The following is an 18,656-nucleotide window of genomic DNA, read 5'->3' on the forward strand; positions in this document are numbered from 1 at the left end:
GCATGACGCGCACAATTGACGGATACGCGAGCAGTAACAAGAGACGATCACGTCAGCATGATTTCATATTGCGATGAGCCGCCAAGGCGTCTCATCAACCCGTTTCGCCTGACGACCATAGCGAGCGTGAACCACCCGATCCCATGCCGAACTCGGAAGTGAAACCGCTTAGCGCCGATGGTAGTGTGGAGTTTCTCCATGCGAGAGTAGGTCATCGTCAGGCACTTATTTAGAGAAAACCCCGGTCCTTAACAGGCCGGGGTTTTTTCATGTCTGGGCGGTGGGAATGACCAGGAAATGCCGGCTGGCAGCACGGCAGCTCTCGGCAGGACACGACACGATAGCCCCGCGACAATCACGCGACAGAAAGGCTCGCCCGATGGGTGCGCCTCGATAGCTCTTCCTTCTCACCCCGGCCGCTGACGCGCCCGGGGTTTTTTGTGTCTGTGGCTTGAGGCCAAAGCGTCGTAGAGGGTGGTAGCCCACAAGTCTGCGCCTAACGGGGGCTGATAAGCGGTTCTTAGAATGACTTCGGTCGTTCTCTCGCCTATCTCACTTATCTCGATCAATGGAAGTAAATGTCGCATTACTGACGACAATGAATGGCAGGTAGCTGATACCCCGATCTTGGCCTTGGGTTGGTCGATTCTGGCGTTAGATATCAGCGTGTAAGGTCCCGGGCCAAGACAAAGGGGGGGCGCAACTTTGGTCGCGATGATTTCCGGGGGCTGCCGGCATCCGCTAGAATGGCGGTTTTTGCGGCGGGAAGGTGCGCATGACCATCGGTGAACTGATTCGCTTGTTGAGTGACGGTGACTTTCACTCTGGCGAGCAGTTGGGTGAGCGTCTGGGCGTATCCCGTACTGCGGTGTGGAAACAGCTCAAGAAGCTCGAGGCAATGGATATCCCTCTGGAGGCGGTCAAGGGGCTGGGTTATCGCTTGGCCAACCCTATCGAGCTGCTGGATGGGCCGGCGATCATCGCTGAGCTATCTCGTGACAGCCGCCAGCAGATGGCGCGACTGTTCATAGAAGAGGGCCTCCCCTCGACCAACCGCTATCTACGTGAACGCTTCGAGCAGGGGGCCGGGCACGGCGAGGTATGCTTGAGCGAGTCCCAGAGCGCCGGTCGTGGGCGCCGTGGCCGTGGCTGGACCAGTCCCTGGGGGCGTGGGCTGCTGCTGTCGTTGGGCTGGCGATTCGAGTCCGGTGCCGCCTCGCTGGAGGGGTTGAGCCTGGCGGTTGGGGTGGCGCTTGCCGAGGTGCTCGAGCGTCATGGCGTCGAGGTCGCGCTCAAGTGGCCTAATGACGTCCTGGTGCTCGGCAAGGGGCCATCGCGAAAGCTTGCCGGCATCCTGCTCGAGGTCAGCGGTGATCTATCGGGCCCCTGTGAGGTAGTGATCGGGATTGGCATCAATGTCACTCTTCCGGAGATGGTGCGTGAGGGCATCGACCAGCCTGCGGCGGCGGTTCATGATCAGCAGCCCGGTGTGACCCGTAACCGCCTAGCCGCCGATATCATCGATGCTCTGTTGGCTCTGCTGCCGCGTTTCGAAACACAAGGCTTTGCTGCCTGGCAGGACGCCTGGAACGCACGTCACGCTCACGCTGGCCAGGCCATCGATATCATTCAGGGCCCGCGGCGCCAGGAAGCGGTAGCCGAGGGGGTCGATACCGCCGGTAACCTGGTGGTATGGCAGGACGGAGAGCGCCAGTCACTGGCGAGCGGCGAAATCAGCGTGCGTGGTCATTCATGATTCTGGACCTGGATATCGGCAATACCCTGTCGAAGTGGCGCCTTAAGGACAGCGTGAGTAGCGAGATCCGTTCGCGTGGTGCGGTGTGGACACGCGAGGAATGGCGACCCGGCTCGGATATTCCCGACCTCGATGTGGTGAGGGCGGTGCGTATCTCAAGCGTAGCCCGTCAGAAAGTGCTGCAGGAAACCGTTGAGCTGCTGCGCCATGAGGTCGGTGTGGTGCATGTAGCACGACCGGTGCGAGAGTCGCTTGGCGTCGTCAATGGATATGACGAACCCGGCCGGCTCGGCGTGGATCGTTGGTTGGGGGCTCTGGCGAGCTACCAGCTGGCAGGGGCCTGTTGCACGGTCGACTGCGGGAGTGCAATTACCATCGACTTTGTGCTGCCCGGTGGGCGCCATCTCGGCGGCTATATCCTGCCGGGCCTGCGCCTGATGAAGGAGAGCCTCAAGCTGGGTACTCGCAACGTGGCGATCGACCCGGACAGCGAAGCCGATGAGCTGCTGGCACCTGGGCGTAATACCGTCGAGGCGGTCAATCATGGCATCTATATGGCGGCGGTCAGTGCCGTGAACCGCATCTATGGCGAAGTCTGCGACCGTGAAGGTGTGGCGTTGCCACTGCTGCTGACCGGCGGCGATGCGCGAGTAGTGTCGCGAGGCATCCGGGTTCCGCATGCTCTGTGGCCGGACATGGTCTATGGGGGGCTGGAGGCTTGCTTCCCGCAGACAGCGGCCGAGCGAGCAGGGCGACTGTCGGGGGCGCCGGAGGTGCCGGCCCCTGTGACGCTGGAAAAAATTCGCGCAAGCCTTGCATTCTCCATGCTGCTTTGACAGAATGCAGCGCGTTCGCAGGGCAAGCGTTTCCGGGCCACGCTTCGGAAAAAGTAGGATAAGCGCTTGACATTGTTGCGAAAAGCGGTAGAATTTACCGCGTGATTCGGAGGGGTTCCCGAGTGGCCAAAGGGAGCAGACTGTAAATCTGCCGCGAAAGCTTCGAAGGTTCGAATCCTTCCCCCTCCACCAGATTTTGCCGAAGCGCCTGTTGTCGATTCGGTAGTAAGAGCGGGCAGGCGGGCATAGTTCAATGGTAGAACCTCAGCCTTCCAAGCTGATGATGCGGGTTCGATCCCCGCTGCCCGCTCCAGTTTTTGCTGTAACGCGTTTTGCTCGTGTAGCTCAGGGGTAGAGCACACCCTTGGTAAGGGTGAGGTCGGCGGTTCAATTCCGCCCACGAGCTCCATATTAGAAAAGGCGAGCCGCAAGCTCGCCTTTTCTTTTTTGCCTCCGGTGGTTTGCCGGGGGTTGTCAGGCAGAGGGCCTTTCGCTATGATAGCGCCCGCTGTTACGGGATGCCTGCAAAGGGCTTCCAGTGGAAGCGCAGATACAGGCCAGTAGCTCAATTGGCAGAGCAGCGGTCTCCAAAACCGCAGGTTGGGGGTTCGATTCCCTCCTGGCCTGCCAGTCTTCCCCAGGCTGGTAATATCCCTTATACTTTCATGTTTCGATTGCTGCACCCTGAGGAGTCTCGTTCGCATGAAACAAAACGCCGAGGTGCAGGAGTCGCGCCACGACGGGCTCAGGTGGGCGGTTGTCGTCTCTCTGGTAGTCGTTGCCGTTGTCGGTAACTCCTATTTCGCCGATCAAGCGCTGCTCTATCGTGTATTGGGCGTCGTCGCGCTGTGTGCGCTTGCCGCCGGTGTGGCTATCACCACCACCAAGGGGCGCAATCTCCTGGAGCTGGCCCGCAGTGCGCGCAAGGAAATTCAGCGCGTCGTCTGGCCGACCCGCCAAGAAACCATTCAGACCACCGCGATCGTGATGGTGGCTGTGTTGGTGGTAGGTCTGATGCTGTGGCTGATTGATACCCTTCTTGGCTGGGCGATGTCCGGCGTCATTGGTTAGGAGATTCCATGTCCAAGCGTTGGTATGTCGTGCATGCCTACTCCAGCTTCGAAAAGCATGTCATGCGCTCGCTTATTGAGCGCGTGAAGATGTATGGCATGGAAGATCGCTTCGGCGAAATTCTGGTGCCGACCGAAGAAGTGGTCGAGATGCGCGACGGCAAGCGCCGCAAGAGTGAGCGCAAGTTCTATCCCGGCTACGTGCTGGTCGAGATGGAGATGGACGACGCAACCTGGCATCTGGTCAACGAGACGCCTCGCGTTCTCGGTTTCATCGGTGGCACTAAAGAAAAGCCGGCACCGATCAGTCAGAAAGAAGCCGATGCCATTCTGCGTCGTGTCCAGGACGGCACCGACAAGCCGCGGCCGAAGACAGTCTTCGAGCCGGGTCAGTCCGTGCGCGTTATCGATGGCCCCTTCGCCGACTTCAATGGTGTGGTCGAAGAGGTCAACTACGACAAGAGTCGCGTCCAGGTCAGCGTGCTGATCTTTGGCCGTGCGACCCCTGTCGAGCTCGAGTTTTCCCAGGTCGAGAAGGACTGAATCTCGGCCCGGATGGCGTGATCAGGTAAGTGTGATCAAGCGCCAGTCAGAAGTAGTCAGGTCGCCGAGGCGGCCATTCAACCGGGGAGCCGCAAGGCGCTAGCACCCAATTGGAGTCCTATCATGGCCAAGAAAGTACAGGCTTACATCAAGCTGCAGGTCGCAGCTGGTAAAGCTAACCCGAGTCCTCCCGTGGGCCCCGCGCTGGGTCAGCACGGCGTCAATATCATGGAGTTCTGCAAGGCGTTCAACGCCGAGACCCAGGATGTTGAAGCAGGCCTGCCGACACCGGTCGTCATCACTGTCTATTCCGACCGCAGCTTCACCTTCATCACCAAGACGACGCCCGCCGCCGTCCTGCTGAAGAAGGCCGCTGGCATCAAGTCCGGCTCTGGTGAGCCGAACAAGAACAAGGTCGGTACTGTGACCCGCGAGCAGCTCGAAGAGATCGCCAAGACCAAGGAGCCGGACCTGACGGCTGCTGATCTTGACGCCGCGGTGCGTACCATTGCCGGTAGCGCCCGTAGCATGGGCCTCAACGTGGAGGGTCTCTGATCATGGCTAAACTGTCCAAGCGCGCTCTGAAGATCAAAGAACAGGTTGACGCTTCCAAGGTCTATTCCCTGGATGAAGCCGTGGCACTGCTCAACGAGCTGTCCACCGTCAAGTTCAAGGAATCCCTCGACGTCGCCATCAATCTGGGCGTCGATCCGCGGAAATCCGACCAGGTCGTGCGTGGCGCTACCGTCATGCCCAACGGCACTGGCAAAGACGTGCGTGTAGCCGTCTTTACCCAGGGCGCCAACGTTGACGCTGCCAAGGAAGCCGGTGCCGATATCGTTGGCATGGACGACCTGGCCGAGCAGGTCAAGAAAGGCCAGCTCGACTTCGACGTGGTCATCGCCTCGCCGGACGCCATGCGCGTCGTCGGCCAGCTGGGTCAGATTCTCGGCCCGCGTGGCCTGATGCCGAACCCGAAGGTCGGCACCGTGACGCCGGACGTCGCCACCGCGGTCAAGAACGCCAAGGCCGGTCAGGTGCGTTTCCGTACCGACAAAAACGGCATCATTCATACCACCCTGGGCAAAGTGGATTTCGCCGCTGACGATATCCGCGGCAACCTTGAAGCGCTGGTCGCCGACCTCAAGCGCCTCAAGCCCAGCACCTCCAAGGGTGTGTATTTCAAGAAGCTGACCCTGTCCACCACCATGGGCCCGGGTCTGACCGTCGATCATTCCGCTTACGCGTGATCGACGCAGCCAAAGATACTTTGCGGTCCCCGTCCTTCCTCGTGGAGTCCGGGGCACCGTCAAAGACCGCAGGTGCCGTGTCTCGCATGCGAGTCACGGCTTAATCTCCCTCAGGGGAAGCCTGCGCAGATGGTGTGGCCGCCAGTCACTGGTGTGCACCATCACCCAAGCCTTCTCACCACTAGGTGAGGAGAGATGGTAACCCCCGGAGCTGTGAGACGTGAGTCTCTCAGTCCCGGCACGAAGGAGTGATCACTGTGCCACTAGCTCTCGAAGGCAAGAAGGCAATTGTTGCCGAGGTCAGTGAGGCCGCTAAGGACGCTCTCTCCGTCGTAGTTGCCGATTCTCGCGGTGTGGACGTTAGTGCCATGACCAGCCTGCGCAAGCAGGCGCGCGAGAATGGCGTGCAGATCCGTGTTGTTCGCAACACCTTGGCACGCCGCGCTTTGTCCGGAACTCCCTGGGAGATTCTGGACGAGACTTTCTCAGGTCCGACCATGTTGGCCTTCTCCTACGAGCATCCGGGCGCTGCCGCTCGTCTGTTCAAGGAGTTCGCCAAGAGTCAGAAGGACTTCGAAGTCAAGGCGCTGGCATACGAAGGCGAGTTCATCCCGGCTTCCGATCTTGACCGTCTGGCCACGCTGCCGACACACGATGAGGCGATCGCCAAGCTGATGTCCGTCATGAAGGAAGCTTCTGCCGGCAAGCTGGTCCGTACTCTCGCGGCACTGCGCGACCAGAAGGAAGAAGCGGCCGCTGCCTGATTGGCGCGCTTCTCCGAGTAGCCTGAACCGACCATTGAATCACGAGCACTTGGTCCCCTGGCCGAGGCTCCGCAAAGTCTAGGAAATTGAACATGGCACTTACCCAAGAAGACATCATCAACGCCGTCGCCGACATGACCGTCATGGAAGTGGCTGAGCTGATCGAAGCGATGGAAGAGAAGTTCGGCGTGACCGCAGCTGCTGCTGTTGTCGCCGGCCCGGGTGGCGGTGAAGCCGCTGCCGAAGAAGAGCAGACTGAATTTGACCTGGTGCTGACCGGCGCTGGCGACAAGAAAGTCAACGTCATCAAGGCCGTCCGCGAGATCACTGGTCTCGGCCTGAAGGAAGCCAAGGGTGCCGTTGACGGCGCACCGGCGACTATCAAGGAAGCGATGTCCAAGGACGACGCCGAAGAAGCGAAGAAGAAGCTGGAAGAAGCCGGCGCGAGCGTGGAGCTCAAGTAATTCTTGTGCCCACGGCTTCACGCGCTGCGTAAGCTTCCACGGCTGGTGGCGGGCTTCCCGCTACCGGCCTTTTTCTGTTGTTACTAGCTGCCCGCTTTCATGCGACGCCGCTAGCCGAATTCCGACGGCGAGCCTCCACGAGGGGGCTTGCCGTCAGCGCCTGACGGGACCCATCCCGTCAGGTGGCGCCGACACGCATCGGTCACCCATGGTGAACAAGCTGGGGAATACAGATGGCTTACTCATACACTGAGAAAAAACGCATCCGCAAGGATTTCGGCAAACTGCCCCAAGTGATGGATGTGCCCTACCTGCTGGCCATCCAGCTTGATTCCTACTACGACTTCCTCCAGCAGGATCGCTCGCCGGAAGAGCGGCTCGAGCTCGGCCTGCACGCCGCCTTCAAGTCCGTATTCCCGATCGAGAGCTTCTCGGGCAACGCTGCTCTCGAGTATGTCAGCTATCGTTTCGGCACGCCGGCCTTCGACGTCAAGGAATGTCAGCTGCGCGGGGTCACCTATTCGGCACCGCTGCGCGTCAAGGTACGCCTGATCATCTACGATCGCGAGTCATCCAACAAGGCGATCAAGGATATCAAGGAGCAGGAAGTTTACATGGGGGAGATCCCCCTGATGACCGAGAACGGTACCTTTGTGGTCAACGGTACCGAGCGTGTCATCGTCTCCCAGCTGCATCGCTCGCCGGGTGTGTTCTTCGACCATGACAAGGGCAAGAGCCACTCCTCCGGCAAGCTTCTGTACTCCGCGCGGGTCATTCCCTACCGTGGTTCCTGGCTCGACTTCGAGTTCGATCCCAAGGACAACGTCTTCGTGCGCATCGACCGTCGCCGCAAGCTGCCGGCGTCCGTCCTGCTGCGCGCGCTGGGCATGAGCGCCGAGGAGATCCTCGATAACTTCTTCGAGACCAGCACCTTCCACATCGAAAAGAGCGGCTTCTCGGTCGAGTTGGTGCCGTCGCGCCTGCGCGGCGAAACCGCCACCTTCGACATCAAGGATGTCGATGGCAGCGTGATCGTCGAGGAAGGTCGCCGCATCACCCAGAAGCATATCCGTCAGATGGAAAAGTCGGGCCTCGAGCGTCTCGAAGTGCCGATGGAGTACCTGTACGGCAAGACGCTGGCCAAGGATCAGGTCGATCCGAAGACCGGCGAGCTGATCTGCGAGTGCAACTCCGAGATCACGGCAGAGCTGCTCGAGAAGCTGGCCACCGCTGGCATCACCACGCTCGAAACGCTCTATACCAACGACCTTGACTGCGGTCCGTTCATCTCCGACACCCTGAAGCTGGACAGCACCCGCAGCCAGCTCGAGGCACTGGTCGAGATCTACCGCATGATGCGCCCCGGCGAGCCGCCCACCAAGGAAGCCGCCGAGACGCTGTTCCACAACCTGTTCTTCACCGAAGACCGCTACGACCTGTCGGGCGTAGGCCGGATGAAGTTCAACCGTCGTCTGCGTCGTGACGGTGATACCGGTTCCGGTGTGCTCGACAACGGCGACATCCTCGATGTGCTCAAGGAGCTGATTGCGATCCGCAACGGCTTCGGCGACGTCGACGATATCGACCACCTGGGCAACCGCCGCATCCGCTGCGTTGGCGAGATGGCCGAAAACCAGTTCCGCGTTGGCCTGGTGCGCGTCGAGCGTGCGGTCAAGGAACGCCTGTCCATGGCCGAAAGCGAAGGCCTGATGCCGCAGGATCTGATCAACGCCAAGCCGGTCGCGGCGGCGGTGAAGGAGTTCTTCGGTTCGAGCCAGCTGTCCCAGTTCATGGACCAGAACAACCCGCTGTCCGAGGTCACTCACAAGCGTCGCGTCTCGGCCCTCGGCCCGGGCGGCCTGACCCGTGAGCGCGCCGGCTTCGAGGTGCGTGACGTTCACGCGACCCACTATGGTCGCCTGTGCCCGATCGAGACCCCGGAAGGCCCGAACATCGGCCTGATCAACTCGCTGGCCACTTACAGCCACACCAATAGCTATGGTTTCCTCGAGACGCCGTACCGTAAGGTCGTGGGCGGTCAGATCACCGATGAAGTGGTACAGCTCTCCGCCATCGAGGAAGGCAACTTCGTCATCGCCCAGGCCTCGGCCACCGTTGACGAGAACGGTCACCTGGTCGATGACCTGGTGCAGGTCCGTCACCGTGGCGAGACCACCTTCATGGCGCCGGACAAGGTCACCATGATGGACGTGTCGCCGCGTCAGGTGGTGTCCGTGGCCGCGGCCCTGATCCCGTTCCTCGAGCACGATGACGCCAACCGTGCCCTGATGGGTGCCAACATGCAGCGTCAGGCCGTGCCGACCCTGCGTGCCGACAAGCCGCTGGTCGGCACCGGCATGGAGCGCTTCGTCGCCCGTGACTCCGGTGTCTGCGCCGTGGCGCGTCGCGGTGGCGTGATCGACTCGGTCGACGCTCGTCGCGTCGTGGTACGGGTCAACGAGGACGAGATCATCGGCGGTGAAGCTGGTGTGGATATCTACAACCTCACCAAGTACACCCGTTCTAACCAGAATACTTGCATGAACCAGCGCCCGATCGTGCGCCCGGGTGACCAGGTATCGAAGGACGATATCCTCGCCGACGGTCCGTCCGTCGACATGGGCGACCTGGCGCTGGGCCAGAACATGCGCATCGCCTTCATGCCCTGGAACGGTTACAACTTCGAGGACTCCATCCTGTTCTCGGAGCGCGTGGTGCAGGAAGATCGCTTCACCACCATCCATATCCAGGAACTGACCTGCGTGTCTCGCGACACCAAGCTCGGTGCCGAGGAAATCACCTCGGATATTCCCAATGTCGGTGAGTCTGCGCTGTCCAAGCTCGATGAGGCCGGCGTGGTCTATATCGGTGCCGAGGTCGGCCCGGGCGACATTCTGGTCGGTAAGGTCACGCCCAAGGGCGAGACCCAGCTGACGCCGGAAGAGAAGCTGCTACGTGCCATCTTCGGTGAGAAGGCCTCCGACGTGAAGGATACCTCTCTGCGTGCCCCGACCGGCATGAAGGGTACGGTCATCGACGTTCAGGTCTTCACCCGCGACGGCGTCGAGAAGGACTCTCGCGCGCTGTCCATCGAGCAGATGCAGCTCGATGAGGTGCGCAAGGATCTCCAGGAGACCTACCGCATCGCCGAAGAGGCCACCTTCGAGCGCCTGAAGCGCACCCTGTCCGGTCAGCCGGTCAACGGTGGGCCCAAGCTCAAGAAGGATGATGTGCTCTCCGAGGAGTACCTCGAAGAACTACCGCGTCAGCAGTGGTTCAAGCTGCGCATGCAGGACGAGTCCTTCAACGAGCTGCTGGCCCAGGCCGATGAACAGCTCGAGAACCGTCGCAAGGAGATGGACGAGCGCTTCGAGGACAAGAAGCGGAAGCTGACCCAGGGCGACGACCTGGCGCCGGGCGTGCTGAAGATCGTCAAGGTCTACATGGCGGTCAAGCGTCGCATCCAGCCGGGTGACAAGATGGCCGGCCGTCACGGTAACAAGGGTGTCATCTCCGCGATCATGCCGATCGAGGACATGCCCTTCGACGGCGGCGGTGAGCCGGTCGACGTGGTCCTGAACCCCTTGGGTGTGCCGTCGCGCATGAACGTCGGTCAGATCCTCGAGACTCACCTGGGCATGGCGGCTCGTGGTCTTGGCGTCAAGATCGAGCACATGCTGCGCGAGGCCCGCGAACAGCAGGTCGTCCAGTTGCGTGACTTCCTCGGCAAGGTCTACAACACCGAGGGCGCACGGCTTGAGGACATCAGTTCGCTGTCCGACGACGAGGTGATCGCCCTGGCGAAGAACCTCCAGGGTGGCGTGCCGATGGCTACACCGGTCTTCGACGGTGCCAAAGAGCATGAGATCAAGCATCTGCTGAGCCTGGCCGACCTGCCGGATTCCGGTCAGATGACGCTCTACGACGGGCGTACCGGCGAGTCCTTCGACCGTCCGGTCACGGTGGGCTACATGTACATGCTCAAGCTCAACCACCTGGTCGACGACAAGATGCACGCGCGCTCCACGGGCTCGTACTCGCTGGTCACCCAGCAACCGCTGGGCGGCAAGGCGCAGTTCGGTGGTCAGCGCTTCGGTGAGATGGAGGTCTGGGCCCTGGAAGCCTACGGTGCTGCCTATACCCTCCAGGAGATGCTCACGGTCAAGTCCGATGACGTGGAAGGTCGTACCAAGATGTACAAGAGCATCGTGGATGGCGATCACACCATGCAGGCGGGCATGCCGGAATCCTTCAACGTACTGGTGAAGGAAATCCGCTCGCTGGGCATCGACATCGAGCTGGAAGGCTAAGCACCCGGGACTTGAGTCAGTACTGGCGACAGTACTCACGACAGTGCTCGAGAAAGATGGTCCGCGGGGGCGGGCAACACGCCGCCCCCGCCTATGACAACTCCGCAACGGAGCCGACCTATGAAAGATTTGGTTAAAGTTCTCAAGTCGCAGGCACAGTCCGAAGAGTTCGACGCGATCAGAATCACTCTCGCGTCACCGGACCTGATCCGCTCCTGGTCTTACGGCGAGGTAAAGAAGCCCGAGACCATCAACTACCGTACCTTCAAGCCGGAGCGTGACGGCCTGTTCTGCGCCAAGATCTTTGGCCCGGTGAAGGATTACGAGTGCTTGTGCGGCAAGTACAAGCGCATGAAGCACCGCGGTATCATCTGCGAGAAGTGCGGCGTCGAGGTCACCAAGGCCGCGGTTCGCCGCGAGCGCATGGGCCATATCGAACTGGCAAGCCCGGTCGCGCATATCTGGTTCCTGAAATCGCTGCCGTCGCGCATCGGCATGTTCCTGGACATGACCCTGCGTGACATCGAGCGCGTGCTCTATTTCGAGAGCTTCGTGGTCGTCGATCCGGGCATGACCACCCTCGAGCGTGGTCAGTTGCTCAACGACGAGCAGTACTTCGAGGCTCTCGAGGAGTTCGGCGACGATTTCGATGCCCGCATGGGCGCCGAAGCCGTGCAGGCGCTGCTCAAGGACATCGATCTGGACGAGGAGATCAATCATCTGCGCGAAGAAATTCCGCAGACCAACTCCGAGACCAAGATCAAGAAACTGTCCAAGCGCCTCAAGCTGCTCGAGGCCTTCTCCAAGTCCGGCAACGCGCCGGCCTGGATGGTCATGGAAGTGCTGCCGGTACTGCCGCCGGACCTGCGTCCGCTGGTGCCGCTGGACGGCGGTCGTTTCGCGACATCGGATCTCAACGATCTGTATCGTCGCGTGATCAACCGCAACAACCGTCTCAAGCGTCTACTTGATCTCAATGCGCCGGATATCATCGTGCGCAACGAGAAGCGCATGCTGCAGGAATCCGTGGATGCGCTGCTCGACAACGGTCGCCGTGGTCGTGCCATCACCGGTTCCAACAAGCGTCCGCTGAAGTCGCTTGCCGACATGATCAAGGGCAAGCAGGGACGTTTCCGTCAGAACCTGCTGGGCAAGCGCGTCGACTACTCCGGTCGTTCCGTGATCACCGTGGGTCCGACTCTGCGTCTGCACCAGTGCGGCCTGCCGAAGAAGATGGCGCTCGAGCTGTTCAAGCCGTTCATCTACTCCAAGCTTCAGTCCAGCGGCCAGGCGTCCACCATCAAGGCCGCCAAGAAGATGGTCGAGCGCGAGCTGCCGGAGGTGTGGGACATCCTCGCCGACGTCATCCGCGAGCATCCGGTCCTGCTCAACCGTGCGCCGACCCTGCACCGTCTGGGCATCCAGGCCTTCGAGCCGCTGCTTATCGAAGGCAAGGCGATCCAGCTGCACCCGCTGGTGTGTGCCGCCTACAACGCCGACTTTGACGGTGACCAGATGGCGGTCCACGTGCCGCTGACCCTGGAAGCTCAGCTCGAAGCCCGTGCGCTGATGATGGCCACCAACAACGTGCTGTCGCCGGCCAACGGTGATCCGATCATCGTGCCGTCCCAGGACGTGGTGCTGGGTCTGTATTACATGACCCGCGAGAAGATCAACGCCAAGGGCGAAGGCATGATCTTCTCCGACCTCAAAGAGGTCGAGCGCGCCTTCGGCACCCAGAACGTGTCCATGCACGCCCGGGTCAAGGTACGTCTGACCGAGTTTCTGCCCGAGGAAGAAGGCGGTGAGCTGATCGAGCGCACTTCGCTCTATGACACCACCGTCGGTCGCGCGATGCTGTTCCGCATCCTGCCCAAGGGCGCGCCCTTCGAGCTGGTCGACCAGCCGATGAAGAAGAAAGCGATCTCTGGGCTGATCAACGAGGTCTATCGTCGTACCGGTCTCAAGGACGCCGTGGTCTTCGCCGACCAGCTGATGTACACCGGCTTCCGTCTGGCCACCTGGTCCGGCGCCTCGATCGGCGTCAACGACTTCGTCATCCCCGATGCCAAGAAGGGCATCGTCGATGCGGCCGAGGACGAAGTGAAGGAAATCGAGGACCAGTTCTCCTCCGGTCTGGTGACCGCGGGCGAGAAGTACAACAAGGTCATCGATATCTGGTCCAAGGCCAACGACAAGGTCGCCAAGGCGATGATGACTGGCATCTCCAAGGAGAGCGTGATCAACCGCGACGGGGAAGAAGTCGAACAGGACTCCTTCAACAGCGTGTTCATCATGGCCGACTCCGGTGCCCGTGGTAGTGCCGCTCAGATCCGTCAGCTGGCGGGCATGCGTGGCCTGATGGCCAAGCCGGATGGTTCGATCATCGAGACGCCGATCACCGCCAACTTCCGTGAGGGTCTGAACGTACTCCAGTACTTCATCTCCACTCACGGTGCTCGTAAGGGTCTGGCGGATACGGCCCTCAAGACGGCCAACTCCGGTTACCTGACCCGTCGCCTGGTCGACGTGGCGCAGGATCTGGTGATCACCGAACCCGATTGCGGCACCGAGAACGGTTTGACGCTGCATCCGGTCATCGAGGGCGGCGACATCATCGTCTCCCTGGCACAGCGTGTGCTGGGCCGTGTGGTCGCACAGGATGTGGTCGATCCGGCCAGCGACGAAGTGCTGATCGCGCGTGGCACGCTGCTCGACGAAGCCTGGTGTGCCGAGCTCGACACCATGGGCGTCGACGAGATCGTGGTGCGTTCGACCATCACCTGTGACACCTCTCACGGCGTCTGCTCGTCCTGCTACGGTCGTGACCTGGCGCGCGGTCACCAGGTCAACACCGGTGAGGCGGTCGGCGTCATCGCCGCCCAGTCGATCGGTGAGCCGGGTACCCAGCTGACCATGCGGACGTTCCACATCGGCGGTGCGGCCTCTCGTGCCTCGGCCGTCGACAGCGTGCAGGTCAAGCACGGCGGCAAGGTGCGCCTGCACAACATCAAGTCAGTGGAACGCGCCGACGGCAAGCTGGTGGTGGTATCCCGCTCCAGCGCCCTGGCCGTCGCCGACGACCACGGCCGTGAACGCGAGTACTACAAGCTGCCCTACGGTGCCGAGCTGTCGGTCAAGGACGGCGAGCTGGTCGAAGGCGGCCAGACCGTCGCCAAGTGGGACCCGCACACCCATCCGATCGTTGCTGAGGTCGAAGGTAAGGCCCAGTACATCGACATGGACGAAGGTGTCTCCATCCACCGCAGCGTGGATGAGATGACCGGCCTGTCCTCTATCGAGGTGATCGAGTCCGCCGCGCGCCCGGCCTCCGGCCGCGAAAAGCGTCCGATGATCATGCTCGCCGACGACGCCGGTCAGCACATCTCGCTGCCGGGTTCCAACACCCCGGTGCAGTATCTGCTGCCCGGCAAGGCCATCGTCTCGATCGAGAACGGTGCCGAGGTTGGTGTCGGCGAAGTGGTCGCCCGTATTCCGGTGGAAGCGACCGGCAACAAGGATATCACCGGTGGTCTGCCCCGCGTGGCCGACCTGTTCGAAGCGCGTAAGCCCAAGGAATCGGCGATTCTTGCCGAGATCAGCGGCGTGCTCAGCTTCGGCAAGGAGACCAAGGGCAAGCGTCGCCTGACGATCACGCCGGCCGATAGCGATCCGTTCGAGATGCTGATCCCGAAATGGCGCCAGATCGCGGTATTCGAAGGCGAGACGGTCGAGAAGGGCGAGGTCATCTCCGATGGCCCCAGCAACCCGCACGACATCCTGCGTCTGCTGGGCGTCAGCGAGCTGGCCAAGTACATCACCGCCGAGGTGCAAGAGGTCTACCGCCTCCAGGGCGTGGGCATCAACGACAAGCACATCGAAGTGATCGTTCGTCAGATGCTGCGCAAGGTCGAAATCACCGATGCCGGTGACTCCGACTTCATCACCGGTGATCAGGTCGAAGTGGTGCGTGTGCTCGAGCAGAACGCGCGTCTGGAACAGGAAGACAAGTTCCCGGCCAAGTACGACCGCCTGCTGCTGGGTATCACCAAGGCGAGTCTCGCCACCGAGTCGTTCATCTCTGCGGCCTCCTTCCAGGAGACCACGCGGGTGCTGACCGAAGCGGCGGTGACCGGCAAGCGCGATTATCTGCGCGGCTTGAAGGAAAACGTGGTGGTGGGGCGTCTGATCCCGGCCGGTACCGGCTTGACCCACCATGCGGAGCGTCGCCGTCGTCGCGAAGACGCCGAGCGCGTGCTCCAACCGTCGGCTCAGGACGTCGAGCAGGAACTGGGCGCTCAGCTCACCGCTCTCGACGGGGATGACGACGAGATCTAGCCGGAGCCAGCTCAAGGCCGGCGCCGAATGGCGCCGGCCTTGACGCGGATCGCTCCGAGACAGTAGAATGCGCAGCCTTTGAAAGTGGGGTGGGTACGCCCGCGCTCGCTATCGAAAGGCCAAGGCAACCATTGGAGTCAGCTACAGACCATGGCAACTATTAACCAGCTCGTGCGCAAGCCGCGCAAGCGTCCCGTCGTCAAGAGCGACGTCCCGGCGCTGCAGGCCTGCCCGCAACGTCGCGGGGTTTGCACCCGCGTTTACACCACTACCCCGAAGAAGCCGAACTCCGCACTGCGTAAGGTGTGCCGTGTTCGTCTGACCAACGGGTATGAAGTGTCTTCCTACATCGGTGGTGAAGGTCACAACCTGCAGGAACACTCTGTCGTGCTGATTCGCGGCGGCCGAGTGAAGGACTTGCCGGGTGTGCGTTATCACACCGTTCGCGGCGCTCTCGACACCTCCGGTGTCCAGAACCGTAAGCAGGGCCGTTCCAAGTACGGCACCAAGCGTCCGAAGTCCTAAACGACTCGCGCGCCGCCGGAACCGCCATACCATATTGCACCGGTCTGATAAGAGTAAGGTCGGGCGTTGCAGGCGAGTCCTGTATCAGTCCCGGGTTTACCTGAAGGACCCCTTAGTTTTGAGGGCTTATCATGCCTAGAAGAAGAGTTGCTGCGAAGCGCGAAATCCTCCCGGATCCGAAGTTCGGAAGCGAGCGCCTGGCAAAGTTCATGAACCACCTCATGATCAGCGGCAAGAAGTCTGTAGCTGAACGTATCGTCTATGGCGCCCTGGACCGCGTGTCCGAGCGCAACAATGATGACCCGCTGGAGATCTTCGACAAGGCGCTGGAAACCATCCAGCCCATGGTCGAGGTGAAATCTCGTCGTGTCGGTGGTGCTACCTACCAGGTGCCCGTGGAAGTGCGTCCCTCGCGTCGTCAGGCGCTGGCCATGCGCTGGCTGGCTGACGCTGCTCGTAACCGTGGTGAAAAGACCATGGTGCAGCGTCTGGCCGGTGAGATGCTCGATGCCGCTGAAGGCAAGGGCGCCGCTGTGAAGAAGCGTGAAGACGTGCACCGCATGGCGGAGGCCAACAAGGCCTTCTCGCACTACCGCTTCTAAGCAGGCTTCGCAACTTGAGGCGCCCATATGTCGGGGCGCCTCCAACCAACGGGGAATTCCATCGTGGCACGTAAGACACCGCTTAAGCGCTACCGTAATATCGGTATCGTTGCCCACGTCGACGCCGGGAAGACCACCACTACCGAGCGTGTCCTGTTCTACACCGGCCTGTCCCACAAGGTCGGTGAGGTCCATGATGGCGCAGCCACCATGGACTGGATGCAGCAGGAGCAGGAGCGTGGTATTACCATCACCTCCGCAGCGACCACCTGTTTCTGGCAGGGCATGAACAAGCAGTTCGATGAGCACCGCATCAACATCATCGACACCCCGGGGCACGTTGACTTCACCATCGAAGTCGAACGTTCCCTGCGTGTGCTCGATGGCGCGGTCGTCGTGCTGTGTGGCAGTTCCGGTGTGCAGCCGCAGACCGAGACCGTCTGGCGCCAGGCCAACAAGTACGAAGTTCCGCGCATGGTGTTCGTCAACAAGATGGACCGTGCCGGCGCCGACTTCTTCATGGTCCTCGACCAGCTGAAGACGCGCCTGAACGCCAATGCGGTGCCGATCCAGATCAACTGGGGTGCCGAGGACGAGTTCAAGGGCGTCGTCGATCTGATTCAGATGAAGGCGATCCTGTGGGACGAAGACAACCACGGCATGAACTATGACCTGGTTGATATCCCGGCAGAGCTTCAGGAAACCGCTGAGAAGTACCGCGAAGAGATGGTCGAAGCGGCCGCCGAAGCGTCTGAAGAGCTGATGATGAAGTACCTCGAGGAGGGCGAACTCTCCATCGAGGAAATCAAGGCCGGCCTGCGTCGTCGTACCCTCGACAACGAGATCGTCCTGGTGACCTGTGGCTCCGCGTTCAAGAACAAGGGCGTGCAGGCCGTGCTGGATGGCGTCATCGAGTACATGCCGTCACCCACCGAGGTCAAGGCCATCGAGGGTGAGCTGGACGACAAGGATGGCACCATCGCGACCCGTGAGGCCGATGACAGTGCGCCCTTCTCCGCGCTGGCCTTCAAGATCGCCACCGACCCGTTCGTTGGCACTCTGACCTTCATCCGTGTGTATTCCGGGGTCTTGAAGTCTGGCGACAGCGTCTTCAACTCTGTGAAGAGCAAGAAGGAACGTGTCGGCCGTATCGTGCAGATGCACTCCAACTCTCGCGAAGAGATCAAGGAAGTGCTGGCCGGCGATATCGCCGCCTGCATCGGCCTGAAGGATGTCACCACCGGTGATACCCTGTGCGACCTGACCGACAAGATCGTGCTTGAGCGCATGGAGTTCCCGGATCCGGTGATCTCGGTGGCCGTGGAGCCAAAGTCCAAGGCCGACCAGGAGAAGATGGGTGTCGCCCTCGGTAAGCTGGCTCAGGAGGATCCGTCCTTCCAGGTCAAGACCGACGAGGAAACCGGCCAGACCATCATCTCCGGCATGGGCGAGCTGCACCTCGATATCATCGTTGACCGCATGCGTCGCGAGTTCAAGGTCGATGCCAACATCGGCAAGCCGCAGGTCGCCTATCGCGAGACCATCCGCCACAAAGTCGAACAGGAAGGCAAGTTTGTTCGTCAGTCAGGCGGTCGCGGTCAGTTCGGTCATGTGTACCTGCGCATCGAACCGCTGACCGCGGAAGACAAGGGCGACGACGAGGAGATGCACTTCAAGTTCTCGTCCGAGATCGTCGGCGGCGTGGTTCCGAAGGAATACGTGCCTGCTGTCGAGAAAGGGGCCTATGAACAGCTGAAGAACGGTGTCATCGCGGGTTACCCGATGATCGACGTCAAGGTCACGCTGTACGATGGTTCCTACCATGACGTGGACTCTAACGAGACCGCGTTCAAGATCGCTTCTTCCATGGCGATCAAAGAAGGTGCCAAAAAGGCCAAGGCCGTGCTGCTGGAGCCGATGATGAAGGTCGAAGTCGTGACCCCCGAGGAGTTTATGGGTGACGTCATGGGCGATCTTAACCGTCGTCGCGGTCTGGTGCAGGGCATGGATGATACTTCCTCAGGGAAGACCATCCGCGCAATGGTGCCGCTGGCTGAGATGTTCGGTTATGCAACCGATCTGCGTTCTCAGACCCAGGGCCGTGCAAGCTACTCCATGGAGTTTGCGAAGTACGACGAGGCGCCCTCCAGCATCGTGGAAGCCGTCATCAACCAGAACGGTTAACCGTTAGCTAACGT

13 protein-coding genes, 4 tRNA genes and 1 rRNA gene are annotated in these 18,656 nt (G+C 61.0%); all 18 read left to right on the plus strand.

Annotated features, from left to right (window positions below):
* The first annotated feature begins 107 nt into the window (after positions 1-107).
* The 18 genes from rrf (at position 108) to fusA (ending at position 18,642) form a co-directional block, all read left to right on the plus strand.
* Positions 108-223 (plus strand): 5S ribosomal RNA (gene rrf / locus BCL93_RS14615).
* A gap of 552 nt (positions 224-775) precedes the next feature.
* Positions 776-1,756 carry a biotin--[acetyl-CoA-carboxylase] ligase gene (locus BCL93_RS14620; RefSeq protein ID WP_112056003.1) on the plus strand — a complete coding sequence of 327 codons (981 nt, stop codon included), beginning with the start codon at positions 776-778 and terminating at the stop codon, positions 1,754-1,756.
* Positions 1,753-2,592 carry a type III pantothenate kinase gene (locus BCL93_RS14625; protein WP_112056004.1) on the plus strand — a complete coding sequence of 280 codons (840 nt, stop codon included), beginning with the start codon at positions 1,753-1,755 and terminating at the stop codon, positions 2,590-2,592. Before BCL93_RS14620 ends, BCL93_RS14625 begins: the two co-directional genes overlap by 4 nt.
* A gap of 108 nt (positions 2,593-2,700) precedes the next feature.
* Positions 2,701-2,784: transfer RNA gene (locus tag BCL93_RS14630), tRNA-Tyr, on the plus strand.
* A gap of 47 nt (positions 2,785-2,831) precedes the next feature.
* Positions 2,832-2,905, plus strand: a tRNA-Gly gene (locus BCL93_RS14635).
* Between the two features lie 21 nt (positions 2,906-2,926).
* A tRNA-Thr gene (locus BCL93_RS14640) sits at positions 2,927-3,001 on the plus strand.
* A gap of 145 nt (positions 3,002-3,146) precedes the next feature.
* A tRNA-Trp gene (locus BCL93_RS14645) sits at positions 3,147-3,222 on the plus strand.
* Positions 3,223-3,294: 72 nt separating this feature from the next.
* A complete protein-coding gene (secE, locus tag BCL93_RS14650) occupies positions 3,295-3,663 on the plus strand; it encodes a preprotein translocase subunit SecE (RefSeq protein ID WP_112056005.1) in 369 nt (122 codons plus the stop codon).
* 8 nt (positions 3,664-3,671) lie between these two features.
* Positions 3,672-4,205 carry a transcription termination/antitermination protein NusG gene (nusG, locus tag BCL93_RS14655; protein ID WP_092527272.1) on the plus strand — a complete coding sequence of 178 codons (534 nt, stop codon included), beginning with the start codon at positions 3,672-3,674 and terminating at the stop codon, positions 4,203-4,205.
* 123 nt (positions 4,206-4,328) lie between these two features.
* Complete coding sequence (gene rplK, locus BCL93_RS14660) at positions 4,329-4,760, plus strand: 50S ribosomal protein L11 (RefSeq protein ID WP_112056006.1); 432 nt, start codon at positions 4,329-4,331, stop codon at positions 4,758-4,760.
* Positions 4,761-4,762: 2 nt separating this feature from the next.
* Positions 4,763-5,455 carry a 50S ribosomal protein L1 gene (rplA, locus tag BCL93_RS14665; RefSeq protein WP_112056007.1) on the plus strand — a complete coding sequence of 231 codons (693 nt, stop codon included), beginning with the start codon at positions 4,763-4,765 and terminating at the stop codon, positions 5,453-5,455.
* 257 nt (positions 5,456-5,712) lie between these two features.
* Positions 5,713-6,219 (plus strand): 50S ribosomal protein L10, encoded by a 507-nt coding sequence (gene rplJ / locus BCL93_RS14670; protein ID WP_112056008.1) that lies wholly within the window; start codon positions 5,713-5,715, stop codon positions 6,217-6,219.
* A 92-nt stretch (positions 6,220-6,311) separates the two neighbouring features.
* Positions 6,312-6,683: a 50S ribosomal protein L7/L12 gene (gene rplL, locus BCL93_RS14675; RefSeq protein ID WP_112056009.1), complete on the plus strand. Its 372-nt coding sequence runs from the start codon at positions 6,312-6,314 to the stop codon at positions 6,681-6,683.
* A gap of 233 nt (positions 6,684-6,916) precedes the next feature.
* Positions 6,917-10,993, plus strand: a complete 4,077-nt coding sequence (gene rpoB / locus BCL93_RS14680; protein WP_112056010.1) for a DNA-directed RNA polymerase subunit beta — start codon at positions 6,917-6,919, stop codon at positions 10,991-10,993.
* Positions 10,994-11,113: 120 nt separating this feature from the next.
* Positions 11,114-15,331, plus strand: a complete 4,218-nt coding sequence (gene rpoC, locus BCL93_RS14685; protein WP_112056011.1) for a DNA-directed RNA polymerase subunit beta' — start codon at positions 11,114-11,116, stop codon at positions 15,329-15,331.
* Between the two features lie 150 nt (positions 15,332-15,481).
* Positions 15,482-15,856, plus strand: a complete 375-nt coding sequence (rpsL, locus tag BCL93_RS14690; protein WP_092527252.1) for a 30S ribosomal protein S12 — start codon at positions 15,482-15,484, stop codon at positions 15,854-15,856.
* 131 nt (positions 15,857-15,987) lie between these two features.
* On the plus strand, positions 15,988-16,458 hold the full coding sequence (gene rpsG / locus BCL93_RS14695; protein ID WP_092527250.1) for a 30S ribosomal protein S7: 471 nt from the start codon (positions 15,988-15,990) through the stop codon (positions 16,456-16,458).
* Positions 16,459-16,521: 63 nt separating this feature from the next.
* On the plus strand, positions 16,522-18,642 hold the full coding sequence (fusA, locus tag BCL93_RS14700) for an elongation factor G (protein WP_112056012.1): 2,121 nt from the start codon (positions 16,522-16,524) through the stop codon (positions 18,640-18,642).
* Positions 18,643-18,656 lie beyond the last annotated feature (14 nt).

The sequence above is a fragment of the Onishia taeanensis genome (assembly GCF_003268885.1).
Taxonomy (GTDB): Bacteria; Pseudomonadota; Gammaproteobacteria; order Pseudomonadales; family Halomonadaceae; genus Onishia; species Onishia taeanensis_A.